The organism is Neobacillus drentensis NBRC 102427 (assembly GCF_001591445.1).
GTDB lineage: Bacteria > Bacillota > Bacilli > Bacillales > Cytobacillaceae > Neobacillus > Neobacillus drentensis.
Window position 1 is genome coordinate 1 of sequence record NZ_BCUX01000004.1, and the last position, 25,783, is coordinate 25,783.

The following is a 25,783-nucleotide window of genomic DNA, read 5'->3' on the forward strand; positions in this document are numbered from 1 at the left end:
TTCTATGATTCTACTCTGTTGCCAACCAATCAGGTGATTAGCGACTTTTATTATTCTAACATAACATTTTTTCAATGTCAACTTCACCAGAAATAACTTTCAAATACGTTATTTCGTTTCAGCGACAAGATATATCATACTATCCTAACAACTATTCGTCAACCCCTTTCCCACAATTTTTTTATAAATTGAATAGCACTATTAATGAAGTTATTTGGACTTGCAATAATCATATATAATTACATACCTATAGGAAAAAGATTGAAATAGGTTAAGATTCCCTTTTAAAGGAAAAACTACTTCTGTAATTGTGTTAGCAAAAAGGAGATGACGCAGATATGAATATGTATTTTCAGAAAAAAGAGGATGAAAGTAGCTTAGATACTACTGTAGAACAAGAGCAATATAATCCATCAGTTTTTGAGGAAAGATCACCTGAATTTGATGTAATTGGAACGGCCCTAAACGATGTTTAATTCACCAAACAAACCCTTTAATAAAAAGAGCACTCCTCTTTTTATTAAAGGGTTCCGTTTTCGGGCGCTTTCTTATTAAAAGACTCAAAAATTGACGTATGAATCGCATACGTTTCTTTATTTATCAGGGGATAGACGGAAAAATTCCGCTTAATTCGTAATTATTATTAAAAAAGGCTTAAATAGACGGAGAGATTCCGCCTATTGACTCGAAAAATTCGAAAAGGGAAGATTTTGCTTTGCATAACCGGAAAACCTCCGCTTATATACCCCGAAACGAGCTCCATTTTGCATTTAACCGGAAAAGCTCCGCCTATTTTACTTTTACTAGTTACTCGATTAAGGACAAGATATCTAGGAATCTGCACTTTTTCCAAACTGCTTTTGAACATCCTTCTTGATATCCATATCATTCCCTCCTAGAATACTTCTGTATTATTACTATATTAGAGATTCCTGATAAAGAAAATGACATGAATTTTATGATTTGTAATAAGAAAAACTAATGATTTAAAATCAATTGATTTCAAGTAGCACTGGACAATGATCACTCCCCATCACATTGCAATGAATATCTGCATTTTTAAGGCGCTCCCGCAATTTTTCGGAGACAATAAAGTAATCAATCCGCCAGCCAATATTCCTTTCCCTGACTTTAGCCATGTATGACCACCAACTATACGCACCAACCTGTTCCGGATAAAAATGACGATAGCTGTCAATAAAGCCCGCTGCAAGTAATGAGGTCATTTTCCCGCGTTCTTCGTCCGTAAACCCGGAATTTCCTACATTAGATTTTGGATTTCGAAGGTCAATTTCCTGATGGGCGACATTCAAATCTCCGCATAGGATAACAGGTTTCAGGTTATCTAAATCTTTCAAATGCTGAAGGATACGGTCCTCCCAATCCAAACGGTAATTGATTCTCGCTAGATCTCTTTGTGAATTAGGGGTATAGACATTGACTAAGAAAAAATCGTCAAACTCTAATGTAAGAACTCGTCCTTCATCCTCACTCTCATCTGTTCCTAAACCATAGCGAACCGAAAGAGGTTTATTCTTAGTAAATACAGCGGTACCGGAATAGCCTTTCTTTAACGCATAATTCCAGTATTGATAGTATCCTTCTAACTCAAGACTAATTTGCCCTTCTTGCAGCTTGGTTTCTTGCACACAGAAAATATCTGCTTTCACTTCCTGAAAATATTCCATAAAGCCTTTTTTAACGCATGCCCTAAGGCCATTGACATTCCAAGATACTAATTTCATTTTAACTATTCCTTCTTCCTTGCTGAAGCTTTATTTATTTGTGTTTGATTGCTGACATTTTATCAGTTAAGACGGAAGAGTAAAAGCAATATGAAAATTACACAAAGCAAAAAAAGGCAGTTAGCTGCCTTTTTTGAAGGGGATAAAGTACTTTTCTGATACCTTGTCAGAAAACAGTTTAGAAGCTGGGACTATTTTTATTTTTCGTCTATTGAATTCGTCTATCGATTGAAAGACCCCAATCGAACACACCTTCCCAGTTATTCCGACATGTCCAATTGCAATTCCCGTGCCTTTAATTTCTGTAATCTTAGCCAGTCTTATCATTTGTTTTCGAACATGCGCTGACGAGGATATATCGTCTAAAAACACATCTCTTTTTAAAATGGGGACGCCCAGTTCCTCAGCTATTTTTGGAAATTTTGTATTTGGACTTGTTGCACTATCGATAATAAATAATCTTTTTTCCTTTGCAACCTCAACAATTGCACGAACTATTTGTTCATTTTCAACTGCCAGGGAACCCATATGATTATTGATGCCTACAGCATATGGAACATCTTTGATTGCATCCTCGACAATTTGCCTTACTTCACCCGGTGAAAGATCATTCGTGATGGGTCTTGGCCCGAGCCATGATCTTTTTCCCTTTTTCGGTTCCATTGATAAATGAATCATCACTTCGATCCCATATTTATGAGCCCATTTTGCATGTTCTTTCGAGTGTTCTGTAAACGGCATAACTGCTGCCGTAATCGGTATGTTCCCTTCGAGGAAGTCCCGTACACCACCCGAACCACCACCGAAATCATCAATGATAACCGCAGCCTTTAGTTCTTTGGGTTCGATTTTTTCGGCAAATGCTGGCTGTTGAAATGTAAATACCATTAATGGAATAAGCATCATTACAAATTTCCCCATAACTGACCCCCAACTTGAGCTATTTGAGGTTAATTTGCCCCATGTCATTAATAATTAGACAAAAAAAAAGAGGGCTGGAACAGCCCCCTATGTTACCTATTCTTCATCAAATACTTTAACTTCTTCCATTTTATCGCCGTTACGCATCGCTTTAGCCGCTTCAAGTCCTGAAGTTACTTGACCAAACACGGTATGAACACCGTTTAAATGCGGCTGTGATTCATGAACGATAAAGAATTGGCTTCCGCCAGTGTTTTTGCCTGCATGTGCCATTGACAGTGAACCAGGAACATGCTTGTGAGGATTTCCTTCTGTTTCACAGTTGATTGTATAACCAGGACCACCCATTCCAGTTCCGGTTGGATCGCCTCCCTGACTCACGAAACCAGGAATAACACGATGGAAAACTACCCCATTGTAAAAGCCTTCATTCGCTAATTTTTCGAAATTAGCTACTGTCCCTGGTGCTTCATTTGGGAATAAATCAAATTCGATTGTCTCGCCATTTTGCATTTTTATGTATCCTTTTTTAGCCATTAAAAACACTCCTTTATGTAAAAATCATTTTTATCATACACTTTTCAATGAAGAAAAGAAAGTTTAGGAACCCAATTTTCTTCAATTGGTTATATTTCTCCTATGGTTGTGGTAATATAATAGTACCCCTTCCGAACATTCGCTTGTTGCGGGACACTTAACCAATGTACGGACGGAAGGGGCAAGGTGTAACATTGGTTACATCGCAAAAGCCGAGATGTGAGTCTCGGCTTTTTGTATGTTAATCTTTTCGTTTTTCCATCCAAGTGTAAAACAAATAAATCATCGTTAAAAATAGCAGATACCCAAAAAACGTATAGAGGTGTTTCCAGTTCTTGGTATGCTCAAACCAGCCGATTACTTCAGCAAATTTTTCAAAAATAGGCATCAAAAGACTAATAAAAAGAATAAGCCCCACTTTCCCCCAGCGATTAACCTGGTTCATCGCCTGAAGAAAGAGGAAAACCAACACTGGCAGCACCCCAAGTGTAAAGGCAATATTGATGGAGAAAGTATCCTTCATTAGCCTCATTGGGAATCGATAAATATCTTTCCCTACAAAGAAAAGGTCTAAATACGTAGCCACCAAGGTAGCTAAAAAAACTGCGGTAAGTGAAGGGTTACTCCAAAATCGAGATCGCTTTTTTGGCGATTGCTGCGAGTTCGAGTCTTTCCAGTGTTTTACAGTATTCATTTCTAATCTCCCCGTCAATTTTTTCGCTGTCATCCATTAAATATTCAACAACAAGATGATCTTCAAACCAATCCCCTTTTTCGGCTTCCGATTGACTCACATTCTTCCAAGCATTTTCAAGGGCCGGACTATAAATTCTCCTTGCTCGCGGCCTCAGCTGACAGGACTTTAAACGCGTTTGGTAGGCAAAGCCGGGAATTCCTTCGTTGACGTTATTAAAAATTTGCGGCCAGTAATCCTTCCTAGAACCTGTATGCGGATGTGTTTTTGCCCACTCCAACACTTGTTTTAGCCGCTCTTTGTCTTTAAATAGGACTGCATATAATCTTTTTCCAAGTAAAATTCGTTCATTTAATGATTCAAACTGATGAAGGGTTTGCCCGACAAGGTTTCTTTTTCCATAGGGAAAAAGGATATGATTAAAAGAAAGCAGATCTTGGAGGATAAATTGGAGTTTAGTTAACACTCCTTTTTGGTAAATCGGATTTTGCACCACTCTTTTTTCCAGATAACTTTGTTCATTAATAATCAGTGCGATGGCTAGGATGTAGGTTTCTTGATTGATCCAAAAATGATTCCAAATCGTTTCCATAAAGGTAGAAATGTTTAGATACGAACATAAATGAAACAGCGGTTTATTTTGTTTTAAGCTTTCCCTGTACAATAGAAATTGCGGAAAAACATCTTGAAAAATCAACCAATTCCCACGCTCCAAAAAGGCAAAAAAGGTATCTCTTTCTTTTTTAGGGAGTAATCGGGTAAGGAATTCACCTTTAAGGTCCGTCATATTCCAACCGCCATTCCGGGAGACCATATGCCCGAGAAACGCCCAATGGATTTCCGGATGGTGAAGATAAAATTCAAGGTAGGCCTTTGTTCTTGTGACATTATTTAAGTTATGTTCCTTTGTCTCCATTCTTATTTGGTCTAAAAGTGCCCCTTCACTTTTTATAATCAATGGCGGCAAATAGGATTGTTTGCTTTTCTTCTTTAATTCGTCTCTAATCAATTCAAGTGGTGACTTCTCGCGATTTCTCGTAAAAAATATGGCACATGGCCTCCTTTCGTAATTCTCCTTCCACTATTGGAATATGTATGAATGAGAATAATTTTCCGGGAGAGGAGTGAGTACTAAACAATGATTAATACAAAAAAGGGTATCGATTGGATTATTGAAAGGTTACGGAAAGACCAATCTCCCGACGGATCTTGGAATTACCCCTTTGAAACAGGATTGTCAACTGATGCCTATATGATCATTTTATTGCGGACATTAGAATTAAATGATGAAGAATTAATTCAAGGCTTGGTTTCGAGGATCTTAAGTAAGCAAGAAAAAAACGGAGCCTGGAAACTTTACTATGATGAAGGCGATGGAAACTTGAGTGCGACCGTGGAAGCATATTACGCTTTGTTGTATTCGGGATATGCAAAGAAAGATGACAAACGTTTACGCGCTGCAAAAAAGTTTATTTTATCCACTGGGGGCTTAGAGGAAGTTAGTATCTTTACAAAAGTGATGCTTTCATTAACCGGCCAATATATTTGGCCGGATTTCTCTCCACTTCCGATTGAATTTATTCTCTTGCCACACTATTTTCCGATTAATTTCTATTCTTTTTCCGTCTTTGGCCGAGCAAATCTTACTCCAATTATTCTTCTCGCCGACAAAAAGTTTTTTATTAAGACAAAGAACAGCCCTAATCTTTCCGAACTGCATTTACACCGTAATCAGGAAAATTTCTGGTTTCGTTCTTCTGAATATCGCTCCTTGTTTTCATTTATCGAGGATGGGGTCAAACGATTAATGGGCATACCCGAGCATCTCCATCAGTTGGCGATTGAACGCGCCAAAAAGTATATGCTGGACCACCTGGAACCGGATGGCACCTTTTATAGTTCCTACAGCAGTACCTTTTTAATGATCTTTGCCCTACTATCATTAGGCTATAAGAAAACGGATCCGGTAATCACAAAAGCCGTGAACGGATTGATTGCCATGAAGTGTGAAATCAACGGATACCCCCATATGCAGTATACAACGGCAAATGTCTGGAATACTTCGTTGATTGGATATTCCCTTCAGGGCGCTGGGGTTTCAACAGACGATCCAATGGTCAAGAAGGCCAATCATTATCTGCTAGACCAGCAACAGCATAAATTCGGTGATTGGGTCATCCATAATCCAAAGACTTTGCCGGGAGGGTGGGGGTTTTCCGAGGTAAATACAATGAATCCTGATGTCGATGATACAACTGCCTCCCTCCGCTCGATCTCTAGAATTGTTCCGCAGGAGAGACATGCCTGGGACCGAGGTCTGGAGTGGCTTTTGTCGATGCAAAATGACGATGGCGGCTGGGCGGCGTTTGAAAAAAACACCGATACAAAGTTATTTGAATTCCTCCCGCTCGAAAAAGGAGAATTTTTGCTGACAGATCCCTCCTGTGCAGATATTACAGGACGGACCCTGGAATTCTTGGGGAATTATACAAATTTATCAAGCGACCACAAGGCCATCCAAAGAGGTGTCAACTGGCTGTTGAGAAATCAAATGAAGGACGGTTCTTGGTATGGAAGATGGGGTATTTGTTATTTATACGGAACTTGGGGCGCCATTACCGGTTTATTAGCTGCAGGGATTCCTACGAGTCATTCGGCCATTCAAAAGGCAGTAAAATGGATACATGGAATCCAAAATGAGGATGGCGGCTGGGGAGAGTCATGCCATAGCGATAGTAAAAAAACCTACGTGCCATTACAAGCAAGTACCTTAACGCATACGGGCTGGGCACTCGATACACTAATATCCACTTCAGAGGAACCCACTTCCCAAATTCGAAAAGGAATAACCTATTTATTATCGTCACTTGAAAAAGAAGATTGGACCACTGCTTATCCAAAGGGTCAAGGAATGGCTGGCAATTTTTACATTCACTACCACAGCTATCGCTACATTTACCCGCTCATCGCCTTGTCCCATTATCGGAAAAAATTTAATTTGTAATAAAAAATAAAACATCGACGGCACTGTGTATGTTCCGTCGATGTTTTTATTCTGAAAGAATTGGGGCAAGCCCTTTATAGATGTCAACGATTTCCTCCATTTTCATTCGAACTAGGCCACTTGAAGAGGGAGCAACGAAATCAACCACCCCAGGAACCATGCTTTTTGTTTGCCTTCCCCATTGAATCACTTTTAATCCACTGTATTGCTGGTAAACTCCCTTTCCAACAAAGCAAACTACCTTTGGCTTTAACTGCTCCACCTTTTTCTTTAATATTTCTTTCCCCAGCATGTACTCTTCTTTCGTAATTTCATCGGCTGCCTTCGTCGGCCTTTGAACAATATTTGTAAAGCCATACCCTAATTCGAGAAGTTTTGCGTCTTCTGTTGCATCATATTTTCGTGGTGTTAACCCTGCATCGTACACTATCCTCCAAAAACGATTGTTAGGATTGGCATAATGATGTCCAAGTTCACTCGAACGGATGCTGGGATTAAAACCAACAAATAAGATCTTTAAATTTTCCTTTAAATGGTCATTGATGGGATTCATAACTATTCCCCTTTTCTGTAAGCCTTCATACCTTTACCAACTATAACATTTATTATGTTTTTTATTATATCCTACCGTTTTCAGTTTTTTTTCAGATTAGTGGACTAAACTGCTTAAAAAAGGTACAAGGAGGACAAAAAGTTGAACAAAAAATGGAAAAGGTTAATGACGATGTTGGCTATCCTCATCACGGTAATTTCAATTGGAACCCGTGTGATTGCAGATGATGGACACGACCATGATGATGACGATGATGACGACAGAACTGAATATTATCAAGAAAAAAATGACAATGATGATGAAAACAGGCACGTGCCACAAAATCAAATCACTAATCTACAACCATCAGAATATTGGAATGTCTGGTCTCGCGAGTCAAGGAACAGCCCAAACAATCCCTTACCAATTACAGAACCTGCTGAGTTAACTTTTCTTGTGGAAGGTGACGAAACAAGGGTTTACTTTATCCCCAAGGAAGGCCAGTTACTGGTATCAGCAGATCGTATTTCTGAACTCTTAGGTGCTCGAGTCAAGTTCTATCAGCAAAGTAAGATAGTAGTCTTACAAAAAGGAGAGCTAGAATTAGCCATTAGAGCAGGTTCAAACGCAGCGTTTGAAAATAGGATTAAAACACCGATGCCAACTCAAGCAACTGCCTATGAGAATTCCATCTACCTTCCTATTTCGGTAGCTGCGAATGCACTTGGCTACCGAATTTCTTTCGATAACACTAAAAAGGCACTGGTTCTTCAATCAATTTAAAGGGAGCGTGAACATTGTGGCAAAATCTAATAAAGCAAAGTGGCTTATCGGGGTGACAGGTACTGCTCTTTCCGCGTTTGTAATTAGTCAGGTTGGCGCAAACCAACAGGGTCAGAGCCTGCCATACGATCAACCCATCATTACAGACTCAATGAGCAAGGAGGAAAAGGATTTCGTTCAACTAGATTGGTCAAATTATTCGATTTATGGGGATGACGTTGTAACGGAAGGTGTTGAACAAAGTGATCGACAAACAAGTAGATCCTGAAACGTTTGAAACAATAACCTTTGACGCTATGAATACCACCTTTTATTTTGTAGTTTCAAAATGTAAGATGTCGAATTGGAAAGAAGTTATCAAAGGATGGGTTAGGTATGTTGAAAAGGAGTGGTCTCGATTTCAAGGAGGAGACAATGAGTTAGGACAATTAAATAATTTAAAAGTAGGTCAAAAAATGAAATTATCACTTCCGCTTTACTACGTCCTACAAAGAGCAGAAGAATATCGCCATAGAACAAACAGTTCATTTTCGCCCTATTTACTATCGCAACTCCAATTTCATGGTTATCAACTATCCTTTCCCTTCCCAATGAATGGATTCGTTAAGAAGGAGGTAATTCCTCCGATGATTGACAGCAAAACTTCTCCATTTTTGTTTGATCCAAAACAGATTACAGTCATCCGGACGTCTGAAGGAAAGGTTGATTTAGGAGGAATCGGGAAAGGATATACCGTTCAAGCAGCTGCAAGATGGTTGAAGAATATTGGCGGGGCTTCAGCAGGGATGGTAGATGGAGGTGGTGACTTAACGGTTTGGTCTGATGGATTAAAGGAATGGAAAATAGGTGTCGCCCATCCACTGCAAAATAATAGGGAAATCGCCCAATTTCGCCTTAAAAATGGCAGTATCGCAACATCAAATGTAATTTATCGGAGTTGGACCAAAGGAAATGAGAAGAAGCATCATATTTTAAACGGCAGGACTGGCTTACCTGCTGAGAATCATATGATTCAAGCGACAGTCATTTCAGAAAACTGTCTGGATGCAGAAGTCGGCGCAAAACTGTGTCTCATCGAAGAAGTGAAAAATATTAAAACTCAGTTAAAAAAACTAAATTCAGCATGTACTTATCTTCTTGTAAATGATCAAGGGAAAGTTATATCAGACAAATTTGGGGAATTGATGTGACCGAATTATTTTCTTCTTGGACATTAATCCGCACGTCAGGATTCTTGGGGTATTACTTCCTAACCCTTTCCCTTTCTCTTGGATTAGTTCAATCATTGTCAATACTGAAGAAAAAGAAAGCAATGCTTCTTTCGTTACACCAGAAAAGCAGTTGGTATGGATTGCTTTCGATCATCTTTCATATCATCTTAATTTGGCAGGATCAATTTGTTCCCTACTCACTAGATGAGCTTTTCATTCCTTTTTTTGCCGAAAACGAACCGCTTTTTTCCGCATTGGGTACTCTATCATTTTACTTGTTTTTCCTTGTCGCACTATCCTCCGATTTTTTCATGAAGAAATTGGGGTTTAAGATGTGGAAGAATATTCATTTTGCCGTGTTACCTGCTTGGATTTTAATGCTTATTCATGGACTTGCGATTGGGACGGATTCAAGTGAACCGTGGGCGTTATTTATTTACTCTTTTTCGAGCTTTCTAATTATCGTCCTATTGTTTATTAGGATCACCGATAATGCTTCGAAACATCAAAGCTCCAGCCGCAAAAATCTTAAATGCTAATAAACGTCAGCTCCGTAAGCTGGCGTTTATCTTTTGTCCTTAAAACTCACCGTAAACACTGTTCCCTCTCCTTCATTACTGACTACATATATTTCTCCGCCATGGGCCTTAACAATGGTTTGAGCAATCGAAAGACCCAAGCCTGCCCCACCTTTTCCCCGTGACAAATCGGCACGATAAAACCGATCGAAAATAAACGGCAGGTCCTTGGATGTGATCCCGCAGCCTGTATCACGAACAGTTATTATTTTTACCCCATTTTCTGAATGTAAAGATAAGCTAACCTTGCCTTCCGTTGTGTACCTTATAGCATTATCGAGCAAAATATATAGTAATTGTTGAACTCTTACTTCATCACAGATAAAAGTGATATCCGTTTGGATATTTTGTTCAAATTGAATACTTTCCGGTGCTATCCTTGAGAATTTTTTAAAAACGGTCATTAATAAGCCTGATAGATTTACCTCTTTCATCTCCAAGCTTAATTGGTCATTATCACTTCTTGCTAAAAATAAAAGATTATTGATTAGACTGCTCATGAGATTTGCTTCTGTTTTGACATCTTCCAGAACCTCTTGCCCGTAAGAACTTAAATTTTCTTTTTCTTCCCTCATCAATACATCAACGGAGCTATAAAAAATACTTAGCGGAGTTCTTATTTCATGAGAAGCGTCAGAAACAAATTTTTCTTGTTTCTGAAAGGCATTTGTTATTGGTTTCATTGCTTGCCCTGCAAAATAATAGCCCAAGCCTGCAAATAACAAGCTAAAAAGTAAGGTTAATCCAATGAGAGTCCATGTGATATTTTGAATCAGGTGCTTTTCGCTTGAAATATTCATCCCAAGAATAACAAAATCGTACGGGTTTTCATTGAGTGACAGAGGTCGTTTAACTAAGAGGAGATGTTCCTGTTTCCAATCCACTCTTTCTGTAAATGACTTTCCTTTTGTCAGCATATTTTCTTCTATCCAACTAGAGAGGGATGGAAGTGATTCCTCCCCATAAATCAGTTCAGCCTGTCGATTGTAAACGTAGTAAAATATCGCTCGGTTTGGATCTTTCTCTAAGCCATGATGTTTTTTTTCATAGAGCTCTTCGATAAAGTCCGATTTTTCTTTATTAAAATATACGTTTATTTCATCTAATTCTTTTTCATTTATTTCATCTGAGATCAATAAATAAAGCAAGCCAATAAATGATACAAGTACACAAAGGAGCGACAAGGAATAGAGTAAGGTTAACTTTGCTTTCACTTGGCTAAACATCGGAATGTCTCACTTTATAACCGATTCCGCGAATATTTTGAATTAACGATGGAACCCCCGGTAAATCTATCTTTTTTCGAACTAATTTTACCAATGCATCCAAGGCATTATCAGAGACTTCTGTCTCATAGCCCCACAGTTTTTCAAACAATAGCTCTCTTGTCAGTACTTGATTATGGTTTCGAAATAATAGTTCTAAAAGATGGTATTCTTTTTTTGTTAATTCAATTATGGAATCGTTTCTTTTTAAGACATGAGTATTTAGGTCGAGGGTTAAATCAGCGAGAGTGATTACTTCTTCTAAAGGTTTTTCTTTTCTGCGGCTTATCGCTCTTATCCGTGCTAATAACTCATTCAATTCAAACGGCTTAACAATATAATCATCGGCACCTGAATCAAGACCTAAGATGATATCTTGATTGGCATCCTTTGCAGTTACAAATAAAATTCCACTCTGGATTCCTTTTTGACGCAGCCTTTTACAAACAGCTAAACCATCTTGTCCCGGCATCATCCAATCCAAAATAATGACATCGTAAGTAAGAAGGCTGGCATGGTCATATGCTTCCTTCCCATTCTTTACCCAATCAACGCGGTGAAATTCGTTTTGAAGTAAGTGGGCAACTAACTTCCCAAGTCGGACATCATCCTCTGCCAGTAATATATTCACATGCTCCAGCTCCTCTTTCAAAAAAATTCCTTTTGCTTTTATCATAGCAAGCTTTTCTGAAAAAAGAGTGAAAAATCCATGAACGTATTGGGAGGAAAGAATGATTAACCTAATCTATGTAAATTTGCTCCTTTCGAAAAGAGGTAATCAGACTCGCTAATAGTCCCACAATTGCTACGATGATCAATGAATAAAAAAGTTTCACATCTTGAAGCAGAAAGAGGCCAGTAATAATGATGACGGCGTCCATCGCAAACATAATGACACCAACATTCACCTTTGACCATTTGGCAATGATTAATGCAAGCAAGTCCATACCTCCAGGACTAATATGATGTCGGAGCATAACCCCAACCCCACTACCAATAATCATCGCCCCAATAATCACACTACTAATAATCGGCAAATGGAACATTCCATCCAATGGGACCAACAACTCTATCATGAGTCCTGTACAGATTGCCCCAATTACACCGTTGAAAAAATAACCAGGATCTGATTTAAATGCGAACATATACACAGGGATATTAAGAAGAATAAAAGTAATTCCCGTTTTAAAACCAAATATATATTTTAGCAATAGGCTGATGCCTAAAAACCCTCCATTAATAATGTTCAAAGGAAGAATAAACCCATTTATACCAATCCCAATCATGGTACTCCCAAACCCAATTATCAGCAATTTCTTGATCATATAATTCATCCCTTGTCCCAATTCTTTATTACCACATATATGATAGAAGGAGGAACTTCATTCGAAGGGATTCATTTTAGTTCGCAGAAAAGGAGTCACAAAGGACTCCTTTTTAAGCAATTGCTGTTTGTTTTTCTTTGGATTTTCGAGTCTGTTTAACCACGGATACCAACATCGTTAAAATGGGTAATATCCATAAAAAAAGCGCAAAAGGCAGATATTCAATGATTGGAATACCGACGATTGTACTGCACATGATGGCAAGGACACTCCACGGCACTACTCCTGGAAATAGCATGGTTGTGTCCCCCATGACTCTTGCTAACTCCTCTTTTCCATAATTCCTCGACCAATGTGGTAGGAAGGACCTCCCGGTAAGAATAATTGGCAAGGTTTGATTGGCCGCAATTAACGTAATCAAAAAGGTTGCCAGAAGTGTTTTAAAGGTATCACCAGTTAGAGAACGAGATGATTGTAACCACTTATCTAAATAAGGCTGAATGACATTCATTTCTTCCAACAGGCCATTATACGCACCTGCCAAGCCTAAAAACAGGAGCAATTCATACATATGAAGGAACCCACCGCCCAGACCCTCGATGCCGTGCCATAAAGAGAATACGAGTTGAGGTAAAGTTGTTCCGCTGAAAAGTGCAATGACTGCAGCTGATATTATGCTAGTTAAAAAGGCATAAACAATGCTAATTCTTAATAGAACAAACGTTATTAGGATGAGCGGGGGGATAAATCGTACAACTGATAGTTCATTCCAACTTACTTGTTGCTGATTAGTAACAGCTGTTTGTGAGACCAGATAGTCCGCAACCCCATAAAAGCAAAGGCATAGAATAATTGCCGCTATGGTAGTTATAAACATCGCCTTCCATTGTCTTTTTACCGGTAATTCCACCGTATGTGATAAAAGTTGATGCGCACTTGAAAACGGTGAAGTCCTGTCCCCTACAAACGCTCCTGATACCAAGGCACCAGCCACTATTTCAACAGGAAGGTGCAAGACGATAGCCGTACCGATAATTGGTAAACCAATCGCGCTTAAAGTGCCTACCGTGGTGCCAAGCAGCATCGAAAATACCATGGCACTAAGAAACGATAAGACAAGAAAATGATGCGGTGTAATAAAATGCAGAGCAATTTTTACCATTTGTTGAATGGTACCTGATAAGTACCAAGACGGCAGTAAAAAACTAACCAGGAATAGAATTAGAATAACGATTCTTGTCTTAGTAACACCCAATATACTAATATGCAGGATCTTTTTTATCGATAGATTTTTCCTTTTTGCTAACCAAATAAGCAGGAGATAGCCTGGAAAAAATCCAACCACGAGGGGGTGATGAAAGATAACGGACCAAACCACCCCTGTTAAAGTAATGAGCAAAAGCAGCAAAACTTGTCTTAATGAAAACTTATCAATCATAGAAGAACCCACCCTTTGTTTACCAAACATCTTTTCATTATAAGGAAAAGTTCTCCTTTCGAATAGGAAAAATTTATATAAAAAGAGCCGCAAAACTGTCGGCTCCATTATTCCTAAAAAGCATTATAAACAAATTGACATTCTTTCCGGTTTTAGATGATTTCCTCTAGCTGTTGGTAGAGACGGTCACGGCTGTTTTCTCGCAATTCTAATTCATGATATATTTTTTGCAGTAACTCCAGCTCGCTTTCAACTCCAAGTTTTTGTTTTAGATCTTGAATTTCTGCCTCAATTTCCTCGATTTCCACTTCAAGTACGCCTACCTTATCTTCTTCCACCTTTGATACTTTTGGCAAGGAAGTTTTGCTCAACACCGGCTTTTCCGGTGGTTGTTTGATCGTGATTGTTTCTTCCAGTTTACGCTTTGCCCAGTCATAGTTTCCATCGAAAAAGCGAACAGTCCCATCCTGAAGCCAGTAGATTTTCTTAAATAGTTTATTGAGGAAATAGCGGTCGTGGGACACAGCTAATATCGTTCCGTTAAAATGTTCTAGCGCCTCCTCTAACACCTCGCTGGAATCAATATCGAGATGATTGGTCGGTTCATCTAGGATCAAAAGATTAATATCCTGGTACATCAACTGGGCAAGTCTAAGTCTCATTCTTTCTCCACCGCTTAGTTGACTTACCTTGCGGAATACGGCTGGGCCGTAGAATAAAAACCGGGCTAAAATATGACGCGCTTCTCCTTCATTGACGACTACTTCAGACCGAAATACATCAATCAGCTGCTGATCGCCGATTTGAGTAAAGACATGTTGTGACAGATAACCAACTTTCACATTACTTCCAACCTTGACCACACCTTTATCCGGTTCCATTTCCTTTAGAATCATTTTTAAAAGCGTAGATTTACCAGTGCCATTCTCCCCGACAATGGCGGTACGGTCCTTAAATTGAATAAGCAGGTTCACGCGGTCAAACAAGGTCCTGCTTCCAAAACTCTTCGTAACGTCTTCTATTACGATCACATCTTTGCCGCTACGGTCAGCTGCCTCGAAATCGATCGCCATTTTTTTGACATCTATCTTGGGACGCTCCAGTTTTTCAATCCGATCCAGTGCCCTTTGCATATTTGTCGCTCGTTTGTGAAGAGCTGCACTTGGTGGGTTGGAGCGGTTTGCCCACTCACGGAGACGCTTAATCGCCTCTTTCATCTTTTTTATTTTCTTCTGTTGTTCTTGATACTCCTGAAATTCTCTTAACAATCGCAATTCTTTCTCTTTCACATAGCCGCTGAAATTCGTATGGTAGAGTTCAATTTCTCCATCTTCCATTTCCAGCACCTTTGTGACAACCTCATCTAAAAAATAACGGTCATGGGAGATGAGGATAATTGTTCCCGTGTATTCCTTTAGGAAGGCCCCCAGCCATTCAATCGCCTTCAAATCTAAATGATTTGTCGGTTCATCAAGCAACAAAAGTTCTGGATTTTTCAATAAACTCAAACCCAGTCCAACTTTTGTTTTCTCCCCTCCGCTTAATGATGAGAAAGTTTTTTCAAGCAGGTCAGTAATATTTAACCCGTTTGCAATCCGGTCCAATTGAGCATCCATATCGTATCCGCCATTTAAGATAAACTCATCTTGCAGTTTCCCGTAATGATCCATTAATCTTTGGAGATCACTAGGAGCAATATCCTGCCCCATTTCAACCTCTAATTGCTGCAGCTTGGTTTCTGCTGCTGTTAATTTCTCAAAAGCAGTTTTTAATACTTCCTTCCCTGTCAGCTCTTTATAATCAGGAATCTGAGCTAGATAGCCGATTTTGAGACCTTTTTTCCAATGAATAACCCCTTCATCAACCGTTTCCTGATTTGCAAGTAATTTTAATAATGTTGTTTTGCCGCCGCCGTTGCGTCCGACAAGACCCATCCGGCTTCCTTCCTGTACTTCAATGGATAAGTCTTTAAAAATTATATTTCCACCAAATGATTTGGCTATATGATTAACGCTGCAAATTATCATGTTCATTCTCCTTTTTCATAAAAATTAAAGATGAACACTCTCTTTTTAATAATAAAAAGGCCGCGGGCATCTATTACGACCCGCAGCTTTTAAAAAAGGGCATGAAAAAAGAGTGCGTCAAGATGCACTCTCTTCCTACCTATTTTTGGTGGGGAAAGAGATGTGTTATCGTTCTATATTCATTTTTTTGTTTTGAAAAAAGGGCAGACTCCCCCCCTTTGAAAACTACACCATGAAAAATTGCACGATAAATATTAAGAGCTTCCAACCATAATAACCGTGCAAAAATAGAACGATTCATCTCTTCTCCACCTCCGTTTCTAATCAAGTTATTTTTATTGTAAATTTTTCTGATAACGATTGCAAGCCCGTTTTTTCTGATTAATCTAAAGGTTGGGAGTTTGATTCCGCCAAATGAGGTAGTTATTCCGCCAACATTTGGGTGAATTCCGCCAAACCGAAAGATTATTCCGCCAAACTTTAACGTGATTCCGCCTACTTAGCCACTTTTTCCGCCAACACACTTTAATGAAGGTACTTTTTACGAGAACCCTGCCTTCTTCGGAAGACAAACTTTCGAAAATCATCTTCCTTTAAATTCCCATCGTAGATTAAGAAGAGTAATGATTGATATTCTGGATACCGCCCCTTGACAAAAAGGGCGAAATCCTTTCGATCGCCCTTTTGTTTCATTTTAAACTCTTCCTGTCCAATGATTTCTTCAATCTTCTTCTCATAATAGGCCTTCGTATCTTCCCACTTTTCCTTGCGATTCACCAAAACATCTCTAGCATAATCAGGTAATTTCTCAATCACAAGATCAATATAGCCTTCTGACCACATTATCATTTTGTCCTTTTCAGGGAGTTCAAAGACCATATTCATCAACTCAAGATCATCGACAGTATCCGTTGCTGCATATTTCCCGACCCGATTCATCTTGTTGTTCACCTCTTGATTGTTGGGTTAGACCTCTTCTAGAGTATTCTCAATCTTATAGTTCTTCTTCTTAGCCTCTAGCCAGGTTGTATACTCAGATTCAACTTTCTGATCAAGTAAAGTCGCTTTAATTTTAGCTTTACTGTCATTATAATTTGCTTCTTGTGCTTCCTTTTTAGCCGCAACTTTAATAATATGATAGCCATACTTTGTCTTTACTGGTTTACTTACTTGGTTTACGGCTAGTCCAAAAGCCGCATCGTCAAATTCTGTAACCGTTCTCCCTTTGGTTATTCTGGAAGTTTCACATTGACCGTCATTTGTTTTCCGTCACGGTAAACTCCAAATTTTATTTCATCACCCTTGTTTACTTTTGTGTATAAATATTTCCTTAGATCTGAAGAACTAGTAATTTTTGTTCCATTCATGGAGATAATAATATCCTTTACTTGCAGTCCGGCGCTTGCAGCTGCAGAATTAGGCTCAATGGTTGTAAGCATGACACCCTTAGTTGTGTTCGGCAGGTTTTGCCAGTACATTTGTGGAACTTGATCAAGGTCAGAAAGCCCTACTCCAAGATAGGGACGGTCAATTTTCCCGCTTTTTATTAATTGATTCACAATTGGAATCAGGTCATTACTTGGAATCGCAAAGCCTAACCCTTCGACACCACTCTCAGAGATTTTTAAACTATTAATGCCAATCACTTGCCCTTGTGGGTTAATTAAGGCACCGCCGCTGTTCCCTGGATTGATTGCAGCGTCCGTCTGAATAACATTAGTATCCCAATTTCCCGCTGAAGTGGTTACTGCGATGCTTCGATTCGTCGCACTTACAATCCCTTGTGTTACTGTTCTTGATAGATCAAGTCCGAGCGGGTTTCCAATTGCATAAACCTGGTCGCCCGGACGGAGTGTAGATGAATCACCAAAATCGGCTTTTGCCGTCACGTATTTGGCATCAATTTTTAATACAGCGAGATCCGTTAAGGCATCCGTACCAACCACTTCTGCGGTTGCCTTTTCCCCGTCAAACAAAGATACTTCAAGTTTTGAGGCCCCTTCGACCACGTGGTTGTTGGTGACAATATAGGCTTTGCCATTATTTTTTTGAAAAATAACCCCAGAGCCTGATCCACTTTCCACACTTTGTGAAGTATTAGGATCTCCATAAAAATTATTCTGTTGTTGTTGATAATTGACGATCCCGACAATGGCTTTTGATACCTTTTCGACCGTATCTGCAATTGAATTAGATGATGCCGCTGTTGGCTGAGCCACAACAGGAGTTACCTGTGTACCTTGTTGAGAACTGATTGCCACTTGATTCTCCACTTTTGGGAAATGATCATTGATATAGTCTGTATAAGGAAGAACGGCTAATGTCAAAACAGACCCAATTACTCCTGCTGCAAGTGTAGAAGCAAATCCTTTTGCGCTCCGTTTTTTCTTATCCTTTTGAACAACCTGACTGAAAGTACGCGATTGCTCCATTTCCGGTGGTAATAATACTTCCTCCGTGGGTTTAAAATCTGTAGTTTCTTCTCGCTCCTCACGCTCCATAAAATCGTTCACCTCAACTTTGTAAGTTGCATCGACTGCATATTTATTTTCTTCGGTATGATTGACATTGATTACATCTGTAATTGGTTCTTCTCTATTCGTATTTCCGGTTTTCTCAGATGAATTTTGTTGACCTTTTTCGAATTCATTTTCATTTTTAAATTCCATCTCACTCAATCTCCTTCAAAGATTTTCTACCTTGTCTATACTTTAACGAACAAATCTTAAGAAATTATTAACAAACTATAACGGCTTTTGGAAATATCTAAGAAATTATATCTTTTTTGCACAGAAAAGCTGCCGGCACCCGCCCGCAGCTTTTCATAAACTATTAAAGTTTAATCACGAATTTGGTCCCTTTACCCGCTTCACTGAACACATTAATTTCTCCATTATGAAGCAGGACTAATTGCTTAACAATCGAAAGTCCTAAACCAAATTCACCGTACGGGTTACTGGTCCTGGAAAGATCAGCTTTATAGAAACGACGCCAGATGTTATCTAACTCACCTGGATCAATGCCAATCCCCGTGTCTTCCACTTCAATGATGGTCGACTGATCCTCCATTCTTCCGCGCAGCCAAATGGTCCCGTCCGAGGTAAACTGAATGCTATTTTTGGTAATGTTAATTAATATTTGAATCAGACGGTCATAGTCAGCATTGACCATAACATCTGGTGAAGCATCAATCACAATTTGAACTTTTTTATCCTCTGCTTGCGGCATTAATTGTTCCTGAATAATTTCTAATAACTCAAGGAGCTGAAAATCTTCTCTATATAATTGGATCTGATTGGAGCGAATTTTGTCGTAATCCAAGTTTTCATTGACGAGGCGAATTAGTCTTTTTGCTTCTTGGCTCACTAAATTAATCCCACGTTCTTTATCTTCTTCTGGAATCATGTCATTTTTCAAACCCTCGATGACGCCGCTAATTGTCGTTAAGGGTGTCCGCATTTCATGAGAAACATCAGACAAAAATTGTCTTCGTCTATTTTCAAGACTTTCAATTTCCTCCATGGAGGTATTAATTTTATCAACCATATGATTAAAATCGTTTGCTAATTCACCGATTTCATCAAAATTAGCGGAAGCTACGTGTACATGATAATTCCCGGCAGAGACAAGGGAGGTTGCTTCTCGAAGACGTTTAATCCGGTTAACATGAATCCTCGATAAAAACCAACTAAGCAGAAAGGACACGGCCAGTGCAATAAGGATGGTATATAGAATAAACTGATTGACACGGTGAATCATTGCACTTGAGCCGCTAATCGGAGAAGTTAACAAAATTCCTCCGATAAAGTTCCCGTTATCAAGATATGGTAAAACAACAAAAGTAACCCCTTCTTGGCCAAACCTTTTAAAATCACTTTTCACTACCAAGGTTCGCCCCTTTGAAATCTGATCCCAATCCTTGTCGGATAGACCTCGAATAGCCGGACCTTGTTTTCCTACTGCGTAAAGGTTCCCATATTGATCAAACATACTAAAGCTCATTTTTCGAGTCACTAACACGGAACTATACCGATTAATAATAGACTCCGTCGCTTGAGGAGTTTGTTCAATATCTGACAGGATGGACTTCCCGTAAGAAATGAGCTCGTTTGCTTTGTTCTCATAGACCAGATTTTCTACATAATGGGCAAATAAAAGACTTAATACTAAAAAGGCAACAATGATAATACTGATGTGACTAAAGAATTGTTGGTAAATATACCTAAACTTCATCCGCTTTGACTGATTCATCAAACTTATACCCTACCCCCCATACCGTATGGAAGAATGGCTGTGAGTTTGTTTCTACTTTTTTCCGTAGTCGTTTGATGTGAACATCGACCGTCCGCTCATCACCGTAAAACTGATAACCCCACACTCGTTCAAGCAGCTGTTCTCTTGAAAACACCTGGCGGGGATGTTCAACCAAATAATAAAGTAAATCGAACTCCTTTGGTGTTAAGTTTGTGACCGACGTTCCATCGACAATTACTTCTCTGGTATTTTTACTTACTTTAAAGTGGTCTGTCTTGAGAGAATCGTCACTTTCTTTTGGAACTTGGGTTTGGAAGCGTCGCGTTACTGCCTTAATTCTCGCCATCAATGTCAGTGGACTAAATGGCTTGGTCACATAATCATCCGCTCCCATTTCCAGCCCAAGTACCTGGTCTGACTCACTGTCTTTCGCTGTTAACATAATAATTGGAACCGTATAATTTTCTTGACGGATTTTACGACAAATCGTTACCCCGTCCATTCCAGGCAGCATCCAGTCAATAATGAGAGCATCCCATGACCCTTCTTTTATACGGTTGTATCCGACGAGGCCATCATTGACAAACTCCCCATCAATACCTTCTTTGGCAAAAAACATTTCAATCATGGAACACACACTTTTATTATCTTCAATCACTAATATCCTCATTATTGATCCACTCCTACTACAACTTAAAGTGTTCTTTTTATTAAGTTTATCTCAAATTTTAAGCATATCAACAATAAATACAATTCTTCCCTACTATTTAATAGTTTGTTCATAGTTTATTAATAAATGAGACGGTGTGAAGAGAGCCAGGCGGCGCTTCACCTTTTTCCAATTAAAAAGAGGCTTGAATCACATCAAGACCTCTTTCATACGTTTATAAAACATTATGGCTCTAAAATTAATTTCCCTTGGGTTTTTCGCGATTGCAGCAGGGTGTGGACCTTTGTTGCATCCTCTAATGGGAATACCCCGCCAATGGTGAGCTTTAATTTCCCTGCACCGAGGTATGTAAATAACTCAACTAAACTTGGCTGAAGTAACTCGGGTTTCCTCATAATCTGTGGCAGGAAAAAGCCAATTACTGATTGATTTCTGGCCATAAGCGATGACGGATAAAAGCGGGCCTGTTCGCCGCTTGCTGCACCAAACACAACAAGGCGTCCAAACGTGGCAAGACATTTAACAGTTTTATTAAAAACCTCACCGCCCACCATTTCAAGCGCCAAATTTACCCCTTTGCCTCCTGTTGCCTCAAGAACCTGCTGTTCCCAGTCCGGCTCCGTATAGTTAATGAGCACATCTGCACCCATTTCACGTGCTAACGCCAATTTTTCATCCGAGCTTGCGGTTGCAATCACTTTGCCTGCCCCCAATAATTTGGCGAGTTGAACAGCAATTGTTCCCACACCACCTGCAGCAGCATGCACAAGGACACTTTCACCTTCTTCTAACCGTCCCATTGTTTTTAAAATATGGTACGCACTTAAGCCTTGAAGTGGAAGTGCGACAGCGGTATGGAAATCTAAATGCTCCGGAATTGGTATCAGCGCACGCTCATCGGCTAACGCATATTCCGCATAGCCCCCTGATTCGATTAAAGTGACAATTCTTGTTCCCGGCTTAACTTTCGTCACCTGGTCGCCCACGGCAGCGACGACTCCGGCTATTTCAGCACCTGGGATAAAAGGCAGCGGTGTTTTCACGACGTACTTCCCTTCTCTCCTCGCGGTATCTGCGTAGTTGACACCAATTGCTTTAATTTCAATTAATACTTCATTGCCAGTTGGGGCCGGCTTGTCAATTTCCACTAACTTTAATACTTCTGGTCCGCCATACTCTGTTAATCGAACTGCTTTCATCATTTGTCATCCCCTATTTCCCTTTAAATGCTGGTTTTCTCTTTTCCTTAAAAGCAGTAATACCTTCTTTGTGATCAGCCGTTTGCACCATTAATGTCTGAATTAGCCGTTCCTGCTCAAGGATATCCTCAAGTGTTGAGGTAAATGATTGATCAATTAATTTCTTTTGTTTTCCAAATGCTTTTCCGGGACCATGAGCTAATTTTAAAGCAAACTTTGTTGTTTCTTCCTGGAGTTTTTCTAATGGTACTAGATAATTAATCACCCCCAGTTGATAGAGACGCTCTGCAGGGACCGGCTCTGCCGTAAAGAAGAATTGTTTTGCTAAATGCGGGCCAATTAGTCTTGGAAGTAAATAAGAGCCGCCGCCATCAGATATTAAGCCCACCTGTGAAAAACTAAGGGCAAACTTACTTCCCTCTGCTGCTACAATTAAATCACAGGCAAGAGCTAAATTAAAACCCGCCCCGGCTGCAAACCCGTGGACAGCTGCAATGATCGGCTTTTCTGTTTCTTTCATTAGTAAAATGAGTTCATTAAGTTTCCCGATATGGTCGTAAACTTGAACAGAATCTGCCTGCCCCATTGTTTTCACGTCACCACCCGCACTAAAGGAACGCCCAGCTCCTGATAACACAATCACCTGGATGTCTTGATCATTTTGGGCATTTATAAGTGCATCCTTTAACCCTAAAATCATCTCGGGGCTAAACGCATTTAGACTTTCCGGACGGTTTAATGTTAATGACAAGACCGGACCTAATTTTTCTATTACTAAATCTCCTTGGCTCATTTTCATCTTCCTTTCGGTTTAAGTTGGAAAACTTTCATTTAAATAGATTTATTTTATCAGCCAGCCGCCATCAACAAGTAAATCCGAACCAGTCATATAAGAGGCGTCACTTGAAGCAGCAAATGCTATGACACTGGCAATTTCTTCGGGATTTCCTACTCTTTGTAGGGTTGTGCAAACCTCATCAATGCCACCACCTTCTATACAGAGTAGATTGTTTCGACCACAACTCTTCCGTCCTTTAAAATAGGGACAATCGATGTTATACCTTTGGATGCAGCTAACCTTAAGTCTGGCTGTTGATCATATTTATCAAGCAGTTTACCAACATAGGAATCTAGTAAAACTTCGTAGGCATCCACTCGACTCCTGTAGAAATATAAGGCTGTTTTCGCTGCATCCGTTAATTCATATTCACTATTATTGATCAGACAATCAACTAAATGACCTGCGCCATAAAAATCTTCTAAACTCGTTTCACCTGAATTTCCGGAACAAATAATTAGAACAGTGTCGTCCTTTGCCTCTTTTTGAATGGCAGCGGCGATAGCCGGGTTATTGAGCATTGATGCAATATAGACCTTTTTTGCCGAGGACGATTTTCTCAATGCAATCGTACCATTTGTAGTTGACAGTATTAATGTTTTTCCGTTGATGGACTCTCTGATTAACGTTGGACTAGGATAAACAAACCCATCAATTGGTTTAGCATTAAATTCCCCAGCCAGGACATATTCACCCTGTTGGTACATTTTTGTTTGTTCAATGGCATCCTTGCTATGTAAAACCGGAACCACTTCTTTTGCGCCATCCTTTAATGCCGAAACAATCGTGGTTGTGGCTAGGAGGATGTCTATGACAACTGCGAGTTTATTTCCATCTGTTAATTTCTCTTCTTGGATGTCTTCTTTCTTCATGAGAAGGTGAATCTTTGTCATTCCCACCCAGCTCCCCTTTAGATTCGTTAATCTGCAACATTCGCAGCATGCAGAATTAAATTTTTTACGAAGTAATTAAAATTAGCAAAACGTGTATCCGTGGTTTGCCCTTTTTTATAGCGATAATAAATTTGTTGACCAATAACCGCAAGTTTAAAATAGGCAAATGTTAAATAAAAGTTTAAATTAGAAACATCGCGGCCGCTTTTTTTCGCATAAAGCTCAATAAATTCATTCCTTGATAAAAATCCTTCATGGACAGCTGTAACCGGGGCCTTACCTAAACCATTAATCAAAAGCTCCGAATCATCGCTTTGATTCCAATAACTCATGGCGACACCAAGGTCTGCTAGTGGGTCGCCAACAGTGGTCATTTCCCAATCAAACAGTCCAACCATATCCGTTAAATCCTCATTAAACATGGCGTTATTAAACTTATAGTCATAATGAATGATAGCCGCTTCGTGTTTTTTCGGCGTATGGTCTGCCAGCCAACGCTTTAACTGTTCAAGACCATCGATTTCATCGGTTTTTGCCCTTTCATATCTCCCAATCCACCCATGGACCTGCCTTTCCATAAACCCATCCGGCTTGCTTATTTCAGCAAGACCCATTTCTCTATAGTCAATAGCATGTAATTCAACAAGACGATTAACCATTACCTCCGAAAGGCCCCGACAGAGATCTTCAGTTACTGTAATTCCGGCAGGGAAAAACGTGTCGATTACAAGGCCCTTTTTTCTTTCCATCAGGAAAAAAGGACTGCCAACGATCATCTCATTATTAGAAAATAGGAGAGGCTTCGGGGCAACAGGAAATATAGGATGCAGATCGGATAGAATTTTATATTCCCTTTCCATATCGTGAGCTTTCGGTGCGACAGGTCCTAGAGGAGGCCGTCTAAGTACAGCTTCCCACCCCCCCTTTTTGATTTGATAGGTTAAATTCGAATGTCCCGCAAAAAATTGTAAGATTTCAAGTGGACCACCTGGCAAGTTTTCAATGTGATCTTGTAAAAACTTTTCTAGGGCAGGAAGGTTCAATTCCTCTCCTTTTCGGACAGGGATTGTATCTTTACTCATATGGAGATTCCTCCTTGCAATTTGGAATTTTCATTCTCCCAAAACCAATACTAACCGGTTGGTATTTTCATTGAAAAAAAAGAGAGAAATTTCCACAAAACTCTCTCTCTACTTTTCTTCAATTCACTTGGATTCCCTTTAAAATCATTTCGACAAATATTTCTGCTACTTCCCGGTCTGTTACCCTTCCGCTCGGATTAAACCATTGATAGCTCCAGTTGGTAATTCCTAAAATCGCCATTGTGATGATTAAAACATCTAACTCGGGTCGGAACTCACCATTTTCTACCCCGGTCCGAATCAATTCTTCTATATTGAGACGGAACTGGTCTCTTTTTTGCATAATTAGTTCAACATGCTCAGAACTTAAATTATTAATTTCTCTAAAGAAAATCTTTGCAGCCGCTCCTTGACTGGGTATACTTGTGATTAACATCGTAACAATCTCAAATAATTTTTCTTTACAAGACTTCGAAGCATCCTTTAATATTTGCTCCTGGTATAAAAGTAAACCATCTATATATCCCAGGTGGATATCCATTAGTAATTCTTCCTTACTTGAAAAGTAATAGTAGAATGTACCCTTGGTCACACCTAGCGAATCCACAACATCTTGAATGGAAGTTTCGGTAAATCCCTTTTTTTCAAAAAGACGGATGCTTTGCGTAGTAATTTTTTCCTTCACATTATGTCCTCGCATTCTGTAAAAATCTCTATTGAGAATTATATCATAATCTATAATGCCCCTTTAAGCACAAACGAGGATATATTCTAACTTAATTATTAT

28 protein-coding genes and 1 pseudogene are annotated in these 25,783 nt (G+C 39.4%); 6 read left to right on the forward strand and 23 right to left on the reverse strand.

Annotation, left to right across the window (positions count from 1 at the left end):
• The first annotated feature begins 338 nt into the window (after positions 1–338).
• Positions 339–476, forward strand: a complete 138-nt coding sequence (locus BDR01S_RS25185; protein WP_157406090.1) for a hypothetical protein — start codon at positions 339–341, stop codon at positions 474–476.
• 516 nt (positions 477–992) lie between these two features.
• Here BDR01S_RS25185 and BDR01S_RS02095 read toward each other — a convergent pair.
• The 5 genes from BDR01S_RS02095 to BDR01S_RS02115 all read right to left on the reverse strand — a co-directional run bounded on the left by BDR01S_RS02095 (position 993) and on the right by BDR01S_RS02115 (position 4,945).
• On the reverse strand, positions 993–1,745 hold the full coding sequence (locus BDR01S_RS02095) for an exodeoxyribonuclease III (protein ID WP_066256332.1): 753 nt from the start codon (positions 1,743–1,745) through the stop codon (positions 993–995).
• Between the two features lie 120 nt (positions 1,746–1,865).
• Positions 1,866–2,666 (reverse strand): divergent polysaccharide deacetylase family protein, encoded by an 801-nt coding sequence (locus BDR01S_RS02100; RefSeq protein WP_066256334.1) that lies wholly within the window; start codon positions 2,664–2,666, stop codon positions 1,866–1,868.
• Positions 2,667–2,762: 96 nt separating this feature from the next.
• Entirely contained in the window at positions 2,763–3,203 is a 441-nt protein-coding gene (locus tag BDR01S_RS02105) for a peptidylprolyl isomerase (RefSeq protein WP_066256336.1), read from the reverse strand.
• Positions 3,204–3,444: 241 nt separating this feature from the next.
• Entirely contained in the window at positions 3,445–3,897 is a 453-nt protein-coding gene (locus tag BDR01S_RS02110; RefSeq protein WP_066256338.1) for a CBO0543 family protein, read from the reverse strand.
• The gene (locus BDR01S_RS02115) at positions 3,824–4,945 is read right to left on the reverse strand and encodes a DUF2515 domain-containing protein (protein WP_066256341.1); all 1,122 of its coding nucleotides are present in this window, start codon (positions 4,943–4,945) and stop codon (positions 3,824–3,826) included. Before BDR01S_RS02115 ends, BDR01S_RS02110 begins: the two co-directional genes overlap by 74 nt.
• Before the next feature lie 90 nt (positions 4,946–5,035).
• Between BDR01S_RS02115 and shc the strand changes: the two genes are divergently transcribed.
• A complete protein-coding gene (shc, locus tag BDR01S_RS02120; RefSeq protein ID WP_066256345.1) occupies positions 5,036–6,901 on the forward strand; it encodes a squalene--hopene cyclase in 1,866 nt (621 codons plus the stop codon).
• Between the two features lie 46 nt (positions 6,902–6,947).
• On the opposite strand, the gene BDR01S_RS02125 is transcribed toward shc, so the two are convergent.
• Positions 6,948–7,454, reverse strand: coding sequence for a mismatch-specific DNA-glycosylase (locus BDR01S_RS02125; RefSeq protein WP_066256348.1), 507 nt, complete (start codon positions 7,452–7,454; stop codon positions 6,948–6,950).
• Positions 7,455–7,595: 141 nt separating this feature from the next.
• On the opposite strand from BDR01S_RS02125, the gene BDR01S_RS02130 reads away from it, so the two are divergent.
• Genes BDR01S_RS02130 through BDR01S_RS02145 form a run of 4 tightly spaced genes read left to right on the forward strand, consistent with a single transcriptional unit; the run spans position 7,596 to position 9,966 of the window.
• Complete coding sequence (locus tag BDR01S_RS02130) at positions 7,596–8,216, forward strand: copper amine oxidase N-terminal domain-containing protein (protein WP_066256349.1); 621 nt, start codon at positions 7,596–7,598, stop codon at positions 8,214–8,216.
• A 16-nt stretch (positions 8,217–8,232) separates the two neighbouring features.
• Positions 8,233–8,484, forward strand: a complete 252-nt coding sequence (locus BDR01S_RS02135; protein ID WP_066256352.1) for a hypothetical protein — start codon at positions 8,233–8,235, stop codon at positions 8,482–8,484.
• Positions 8,459–9,406 (forward strand): FAD:protein FMN transferase, encoded by a 948-nt coding sequence (locus BDR01S_RS02140; RefSeq protein WP_066362982.1) that lies wholly within the window; start codon positions 8,459–8,461, stop codon positions 9,404–9,406. Before BDR01S_RS02135 ends, BDR01S_RS02140 begins: the two co-directional genes overlap by 26 nt.
• Positions 9,403–9,966, forward strand: a complete 564-nt coding sequence (locus BDR01S_RS02145) for a ferric reductase-like transmembrane domain-containing protein (RefSeq protein WP_235846473.1) — start codon at positions 9,403–9,405, stop codon at positions 9,964–9,966. Before BDR01S_RS02140 ends, BDR01S_RS02145 begins: the two co-directional genes overlap by 4 nt.
• 26 nt (positions 9,967–9,992) lie before the next feature.
• On the opposite strand, the gene BDR01S_RS02150 is transcribed toward BDR01S_RS02145, so the two are convergent.
• The 17 genes and pseudogenes from BDR01S_RS02150 to BDR01S_RS02215 form a co-directional block, all read right to left on the reverse strand.
• A complete protein-coding gene (locus BDR01S_RS02150; protein WP_066256357.1) occupies positions 9,993–11,231 on the reverse strand; it encodes a sensor histidine kinase in 1,239 nt (412 codons plus the stop codon).
• Entirely contained in the window at positions 11,224–11,901 is a 678-nt protein-coding gene (locus tag BDR01S_RS02155; RefSeq protein WP_066260163.1) for a response regulator transcription factor, read from the reverse strand. Before BDR01S_RS02155 ends, BDR01S_RS02150 begins: the two co-directional genes overlap by 8 nt.
• A gap of 109 nt (positions 11,902–12,010) precedes the next feature.
• Positions 12,011–12,595, reverse strand: coding sequence for a YitT family protein (locus BDR01S_RS02160; RefSeq protein WP_066256361.1), 585 nt, complete (start codon positions 12,593–12,595; stop codon positions 12,011–12,013).
• A 112-nt stretch (positions 12,596–12,707) separates the two neighbouring features.
• Positions 12,708–14,033, reverse strand: a complete 1,326-nt coding sequence (locus BDR01S_RS02165) for a Na+/H+ antiporter NhaC family protein (RefSeq protein WP_066256363.1) — start codon at positions 14,031–14,033, stop codon at positions 12,708–12,710.
• A 152-nt stretch (positions 14,034–14,185) separates the two neighbouring features.
• Positions 14,186–16,060 (reverse strand): ribosomal protection-like ABC-F family protein, encoded by a 1,875-nt coding sequence (gene abc-f, locus BDR01S_RS02170; RefSeq protein ID WP_066256366.1) that lies wholly within the window; start codon positions 16,058–16,060, stop codon positions 14,186–14,188.
• Between the two features lie 139 nt (positions 16,061–16,199).
• The gene (locus BDR01S_RS25190) at positions 16,200–16,361 is read right to left on the reverse strand and encodes an RAxF-45 family protein (RefSeq protein ID WP_157406091.1); all 162 of its coding nucleotides are present in this window, start codon (positions 16,359–16,361) and stop codon (positions 16,200–16,202) included.
• Between the two features lie 224 nt (positions 16,362–16,585).
• Entirely contained in the window at positions 16,586–16,999 is a 414-nt protein-coding gene (locus BDR01S_RS02175) for a hypothetical protein (protein WP_066256369.1), read from the reverse strand.
• A gap of 27 nt (positions 17,000–17,026) precedes the next feature.
• Positions 17,027–17,293 (reverse strand): peptidylprolyl isomerase, encoded by a 267-nt coding sequence (locus tag BDR01S_RS24685; RefSeq protein ID WP_082797282.1) that lies wholly within the window; start codon positions 17,291–17,293, stop codon positions 17,027–17,029.
• A complete protein-coding gene (locus tag BDR01S_RS02180; protein WP_082797280.1) occupies positions 17,290–18,729 on the reverse strand; it encodes a S1C family serine protease in 1,440 nt (479 codons plus the stop codon). The genes BDR01S_RS24685 and BDR01S_RS02180 overlap by 4 nt, the downstream gene beginning before the upstream one ends.
• Before the next feature lie 163 nt (positions 18,730–18,892).
• Entirely contained in the window at positions 18,893–20,293 is a 1,401-nt protein-coding gene (locus tag BDR01S_RS02185) for an ATP-binding protein (RefSeq protein WP_066256372.1), read from the reverse strand.
• Positions 20,283–20,984, reverse strand: a complete 702-nt coding sequence (locus BDR01S_RS02190; protein ID WP_066256374.1) for a response regulator transcription factor — start codon at positions 20,982–20,984, stop codon at positions 20,283–20,285. Before BDR01S_RS02190 ends, BDR01S_RS02185 begins: the two co-directional genes overlap by 11 nt.
• A gap of 224 nt (positions 20,985–21,208) precedes the next feature.
• Complete coding sequence (locus BDR01S_RS02195) at positions 21,209–22,183, reverse strand: quinone oxidoreductase family protein (RefSeq protein WP_066260168.1); 975 nt, start codon at positions 22,181–22,183, stop codon at positions 21,209–21,211.
• A 13-nt stretch (positions 22,184–22,196) separates the two neighbouring features.
• On the reverse strand, positions 22,197–22,976 hold the full coding sequence (locus BDR01S_RS02200) for an enoyl-CoA hydratase/isomerase family protein (protein WP_066256376.1): 780 nt from the start codon (positions 22,974–22,976) through the stop codon (positions 22,197–22,199).
• Positions 22,977–23,024: 48 nt separating this feature from the next.
• Positions 23,025–23,150: pseudogene (locus tag BDR01S_RS24690) on the reverse strand (SDR family oxidoreductase); the annotation flags it as partial.
• 26 nt (positions 23,151–23,176) lie between these two features.
• Positions 23,177–23,914: a 2-phosphosulfolactate phosphatase gene (locus BDR01S_RS02205; RefSeq protein ID WP_066256378.1), complete on the reverse strand. Its 738-nt coding sequence runs from the start codon at positions 23,912–23,914 to the stop codon at positions 23,177–23,179.
• Between the two features lie 26 nt (positions 23,915–23,940).
• Positions 23,941–24,996, reverse strand: coding sequence for a phosphotransferase family protein (locus BDR01S_RS02210; protein ID WP_066256380.1), 1,056 nt, complete (start codon positions 24,994–24,996; stop codon positions 23,941–23,943).
• Between the two features lie 118 nt (positions 24,997–25,114).
• Positions 25,115–25,681, reverse strand: a complete 567-nt coding sequence (locus BDR01S_RS02215) for a TetR/AcrR family transcriptional regulator (RefSeq protein WP_066260171.1) — start codon at positions 25,679–25,681, stop codon at positions 25,115–25,117.
• Positions 25,682–25,783 lie beyond the last annotated feature (102 nt).

Coding starts and splice junctions, on each gene's coding strand:
- abc-f (WP_066256366.1), bottom strand. CDS start 16,060: ATGATAATTTGCAGCGTTAATCATATAGCCAAATCATTTGGTGGAAAT.
- BDR01S_RS02200 (WP_066256376.1), bottom strand. CDS start 22,976: ATGAGCCAAGGAGATTTAGTAATAGAAAAATTAGGTCCGGTCTTGTCA.
- BDR01S_RS25190 (WP_157406091.1), bottom strand. CDS start 16,361: ATGAATCGTTCTATTTTTGCACGGTTATTATGGTTGGAAGCTCTTAAT.
- BDR01S_RS02175 (WP_066256369.1), bottom strand. CDS start 16,999: ATGAATCGGGTCGGGAAATATGCAGCAACGGATACTGTCGATGATCTT.
- BDR01S_RS02195 (WP_066260168.1), bottom strand. CDS start 22,183: ATGAAAGCAGTTCGATTAACAGAGTATGGCGGACCAGAAGTATTAAAG.
- BDR01S_RS02210 (WP_066256380.1), bottom strand. CDS start 24,996: ATGAGTAAAGATACAATCCCTGTCCGAAAAGGAGAGGAATTGAACCTT.
- BDR01S_RS02150 (WP_066256357.1), bottom strand. CDS start 11,231: ATGTTTAGCCAAGTGAAAGCAAAGTTAACCTTACTCTATTCCTTGTCG.
- BDR01S_RS02100 (WP_066256334.1), bottom strand. CDS start 2,666: ATGGGGAAATTTGTAATGATGCTTATTCCATTAATGGTATTTACATTT.
- shc (WP_066256345.1), top strand. CDS start 5,036: ATGATTAATACAAAAAAGGGTATCGATTGGATTATTGAAAGGTTACGG.
- BDR01S_RS02095 (WP_066256332.1), bottom strand. CDS start 1,745: ATGAAATTAGTATCTTGGAATGTCAATGGCCTTAGGGCATGCGTTAAA.
- BDR01S_RS02105 (WP_066256336.1), bottom strand. CDS start 3,203: ATGGCTAAAAAAGGATACATAAAAATGCAAAATGGCGAGACAATCGAA.
- BDR01S_RS25185 (WP_157406090.1), top strand. CDS start 339: ATGAATATGTATTTTCAGAAAAAAGAGGATGAAAGTAGCTTAGATACT.
- BDR01S_RS02165 (WP_066256363.1), bottom strand. CDS start 14,033: ATGATTGATAAGTTTTCATTAAGACAAGTTTTGCTGCTTTTGCTCATT.
- BDR01S_RS02190 (WP_066256374.1), bottom strand. CDS start 20,984: ATGAGGATATTAGTGATTGAAGATAATAAAAGTGTGTGTTCCATGATT.
- BDR01S_RS02110 (WP_066256338.1), bottom strand. CDS start 3,897: ATGAATACTGTAAAACACTGGAAAGACTCGAACTCGCAGCAATCGCCA.
- BDR01S_RS02205 (WP_066256378.1), bottom strand. CDS start 23,914: ATGACAAAGATTCACCTTCTCATGAAGAAAGAAGACATCCAAGAAGAG.
- BDR01S_RS02125 (WP_066256348.1), bottom strand. CDS start 7,454: ATGAATCCCATCAATGACCATTTAAAGGAAAATTTAAAGATCTTATTT.
- BDR01S_RS02180 (WP_082797280.1), bottom strand. CDS start 18,729: ATGGAATTTAAAAATGAAAATGAATTCGAAAAAGGTCAACAAAATTCA.
- BDR01S_RS02160 (WP_066256361.1), bottom strand. CDS start 12,595: ATGATCAAGAAATTGCTGATAATTGGGTTTGGGAGTACCATGATTGGG.
- BDR01S_RS02185 (WP_066256372.1), bottom strand. CDS start 20,293: ATGAAGTTTAGGTATATTTACCAACAATTCTTTAGTCACATCAGTATT.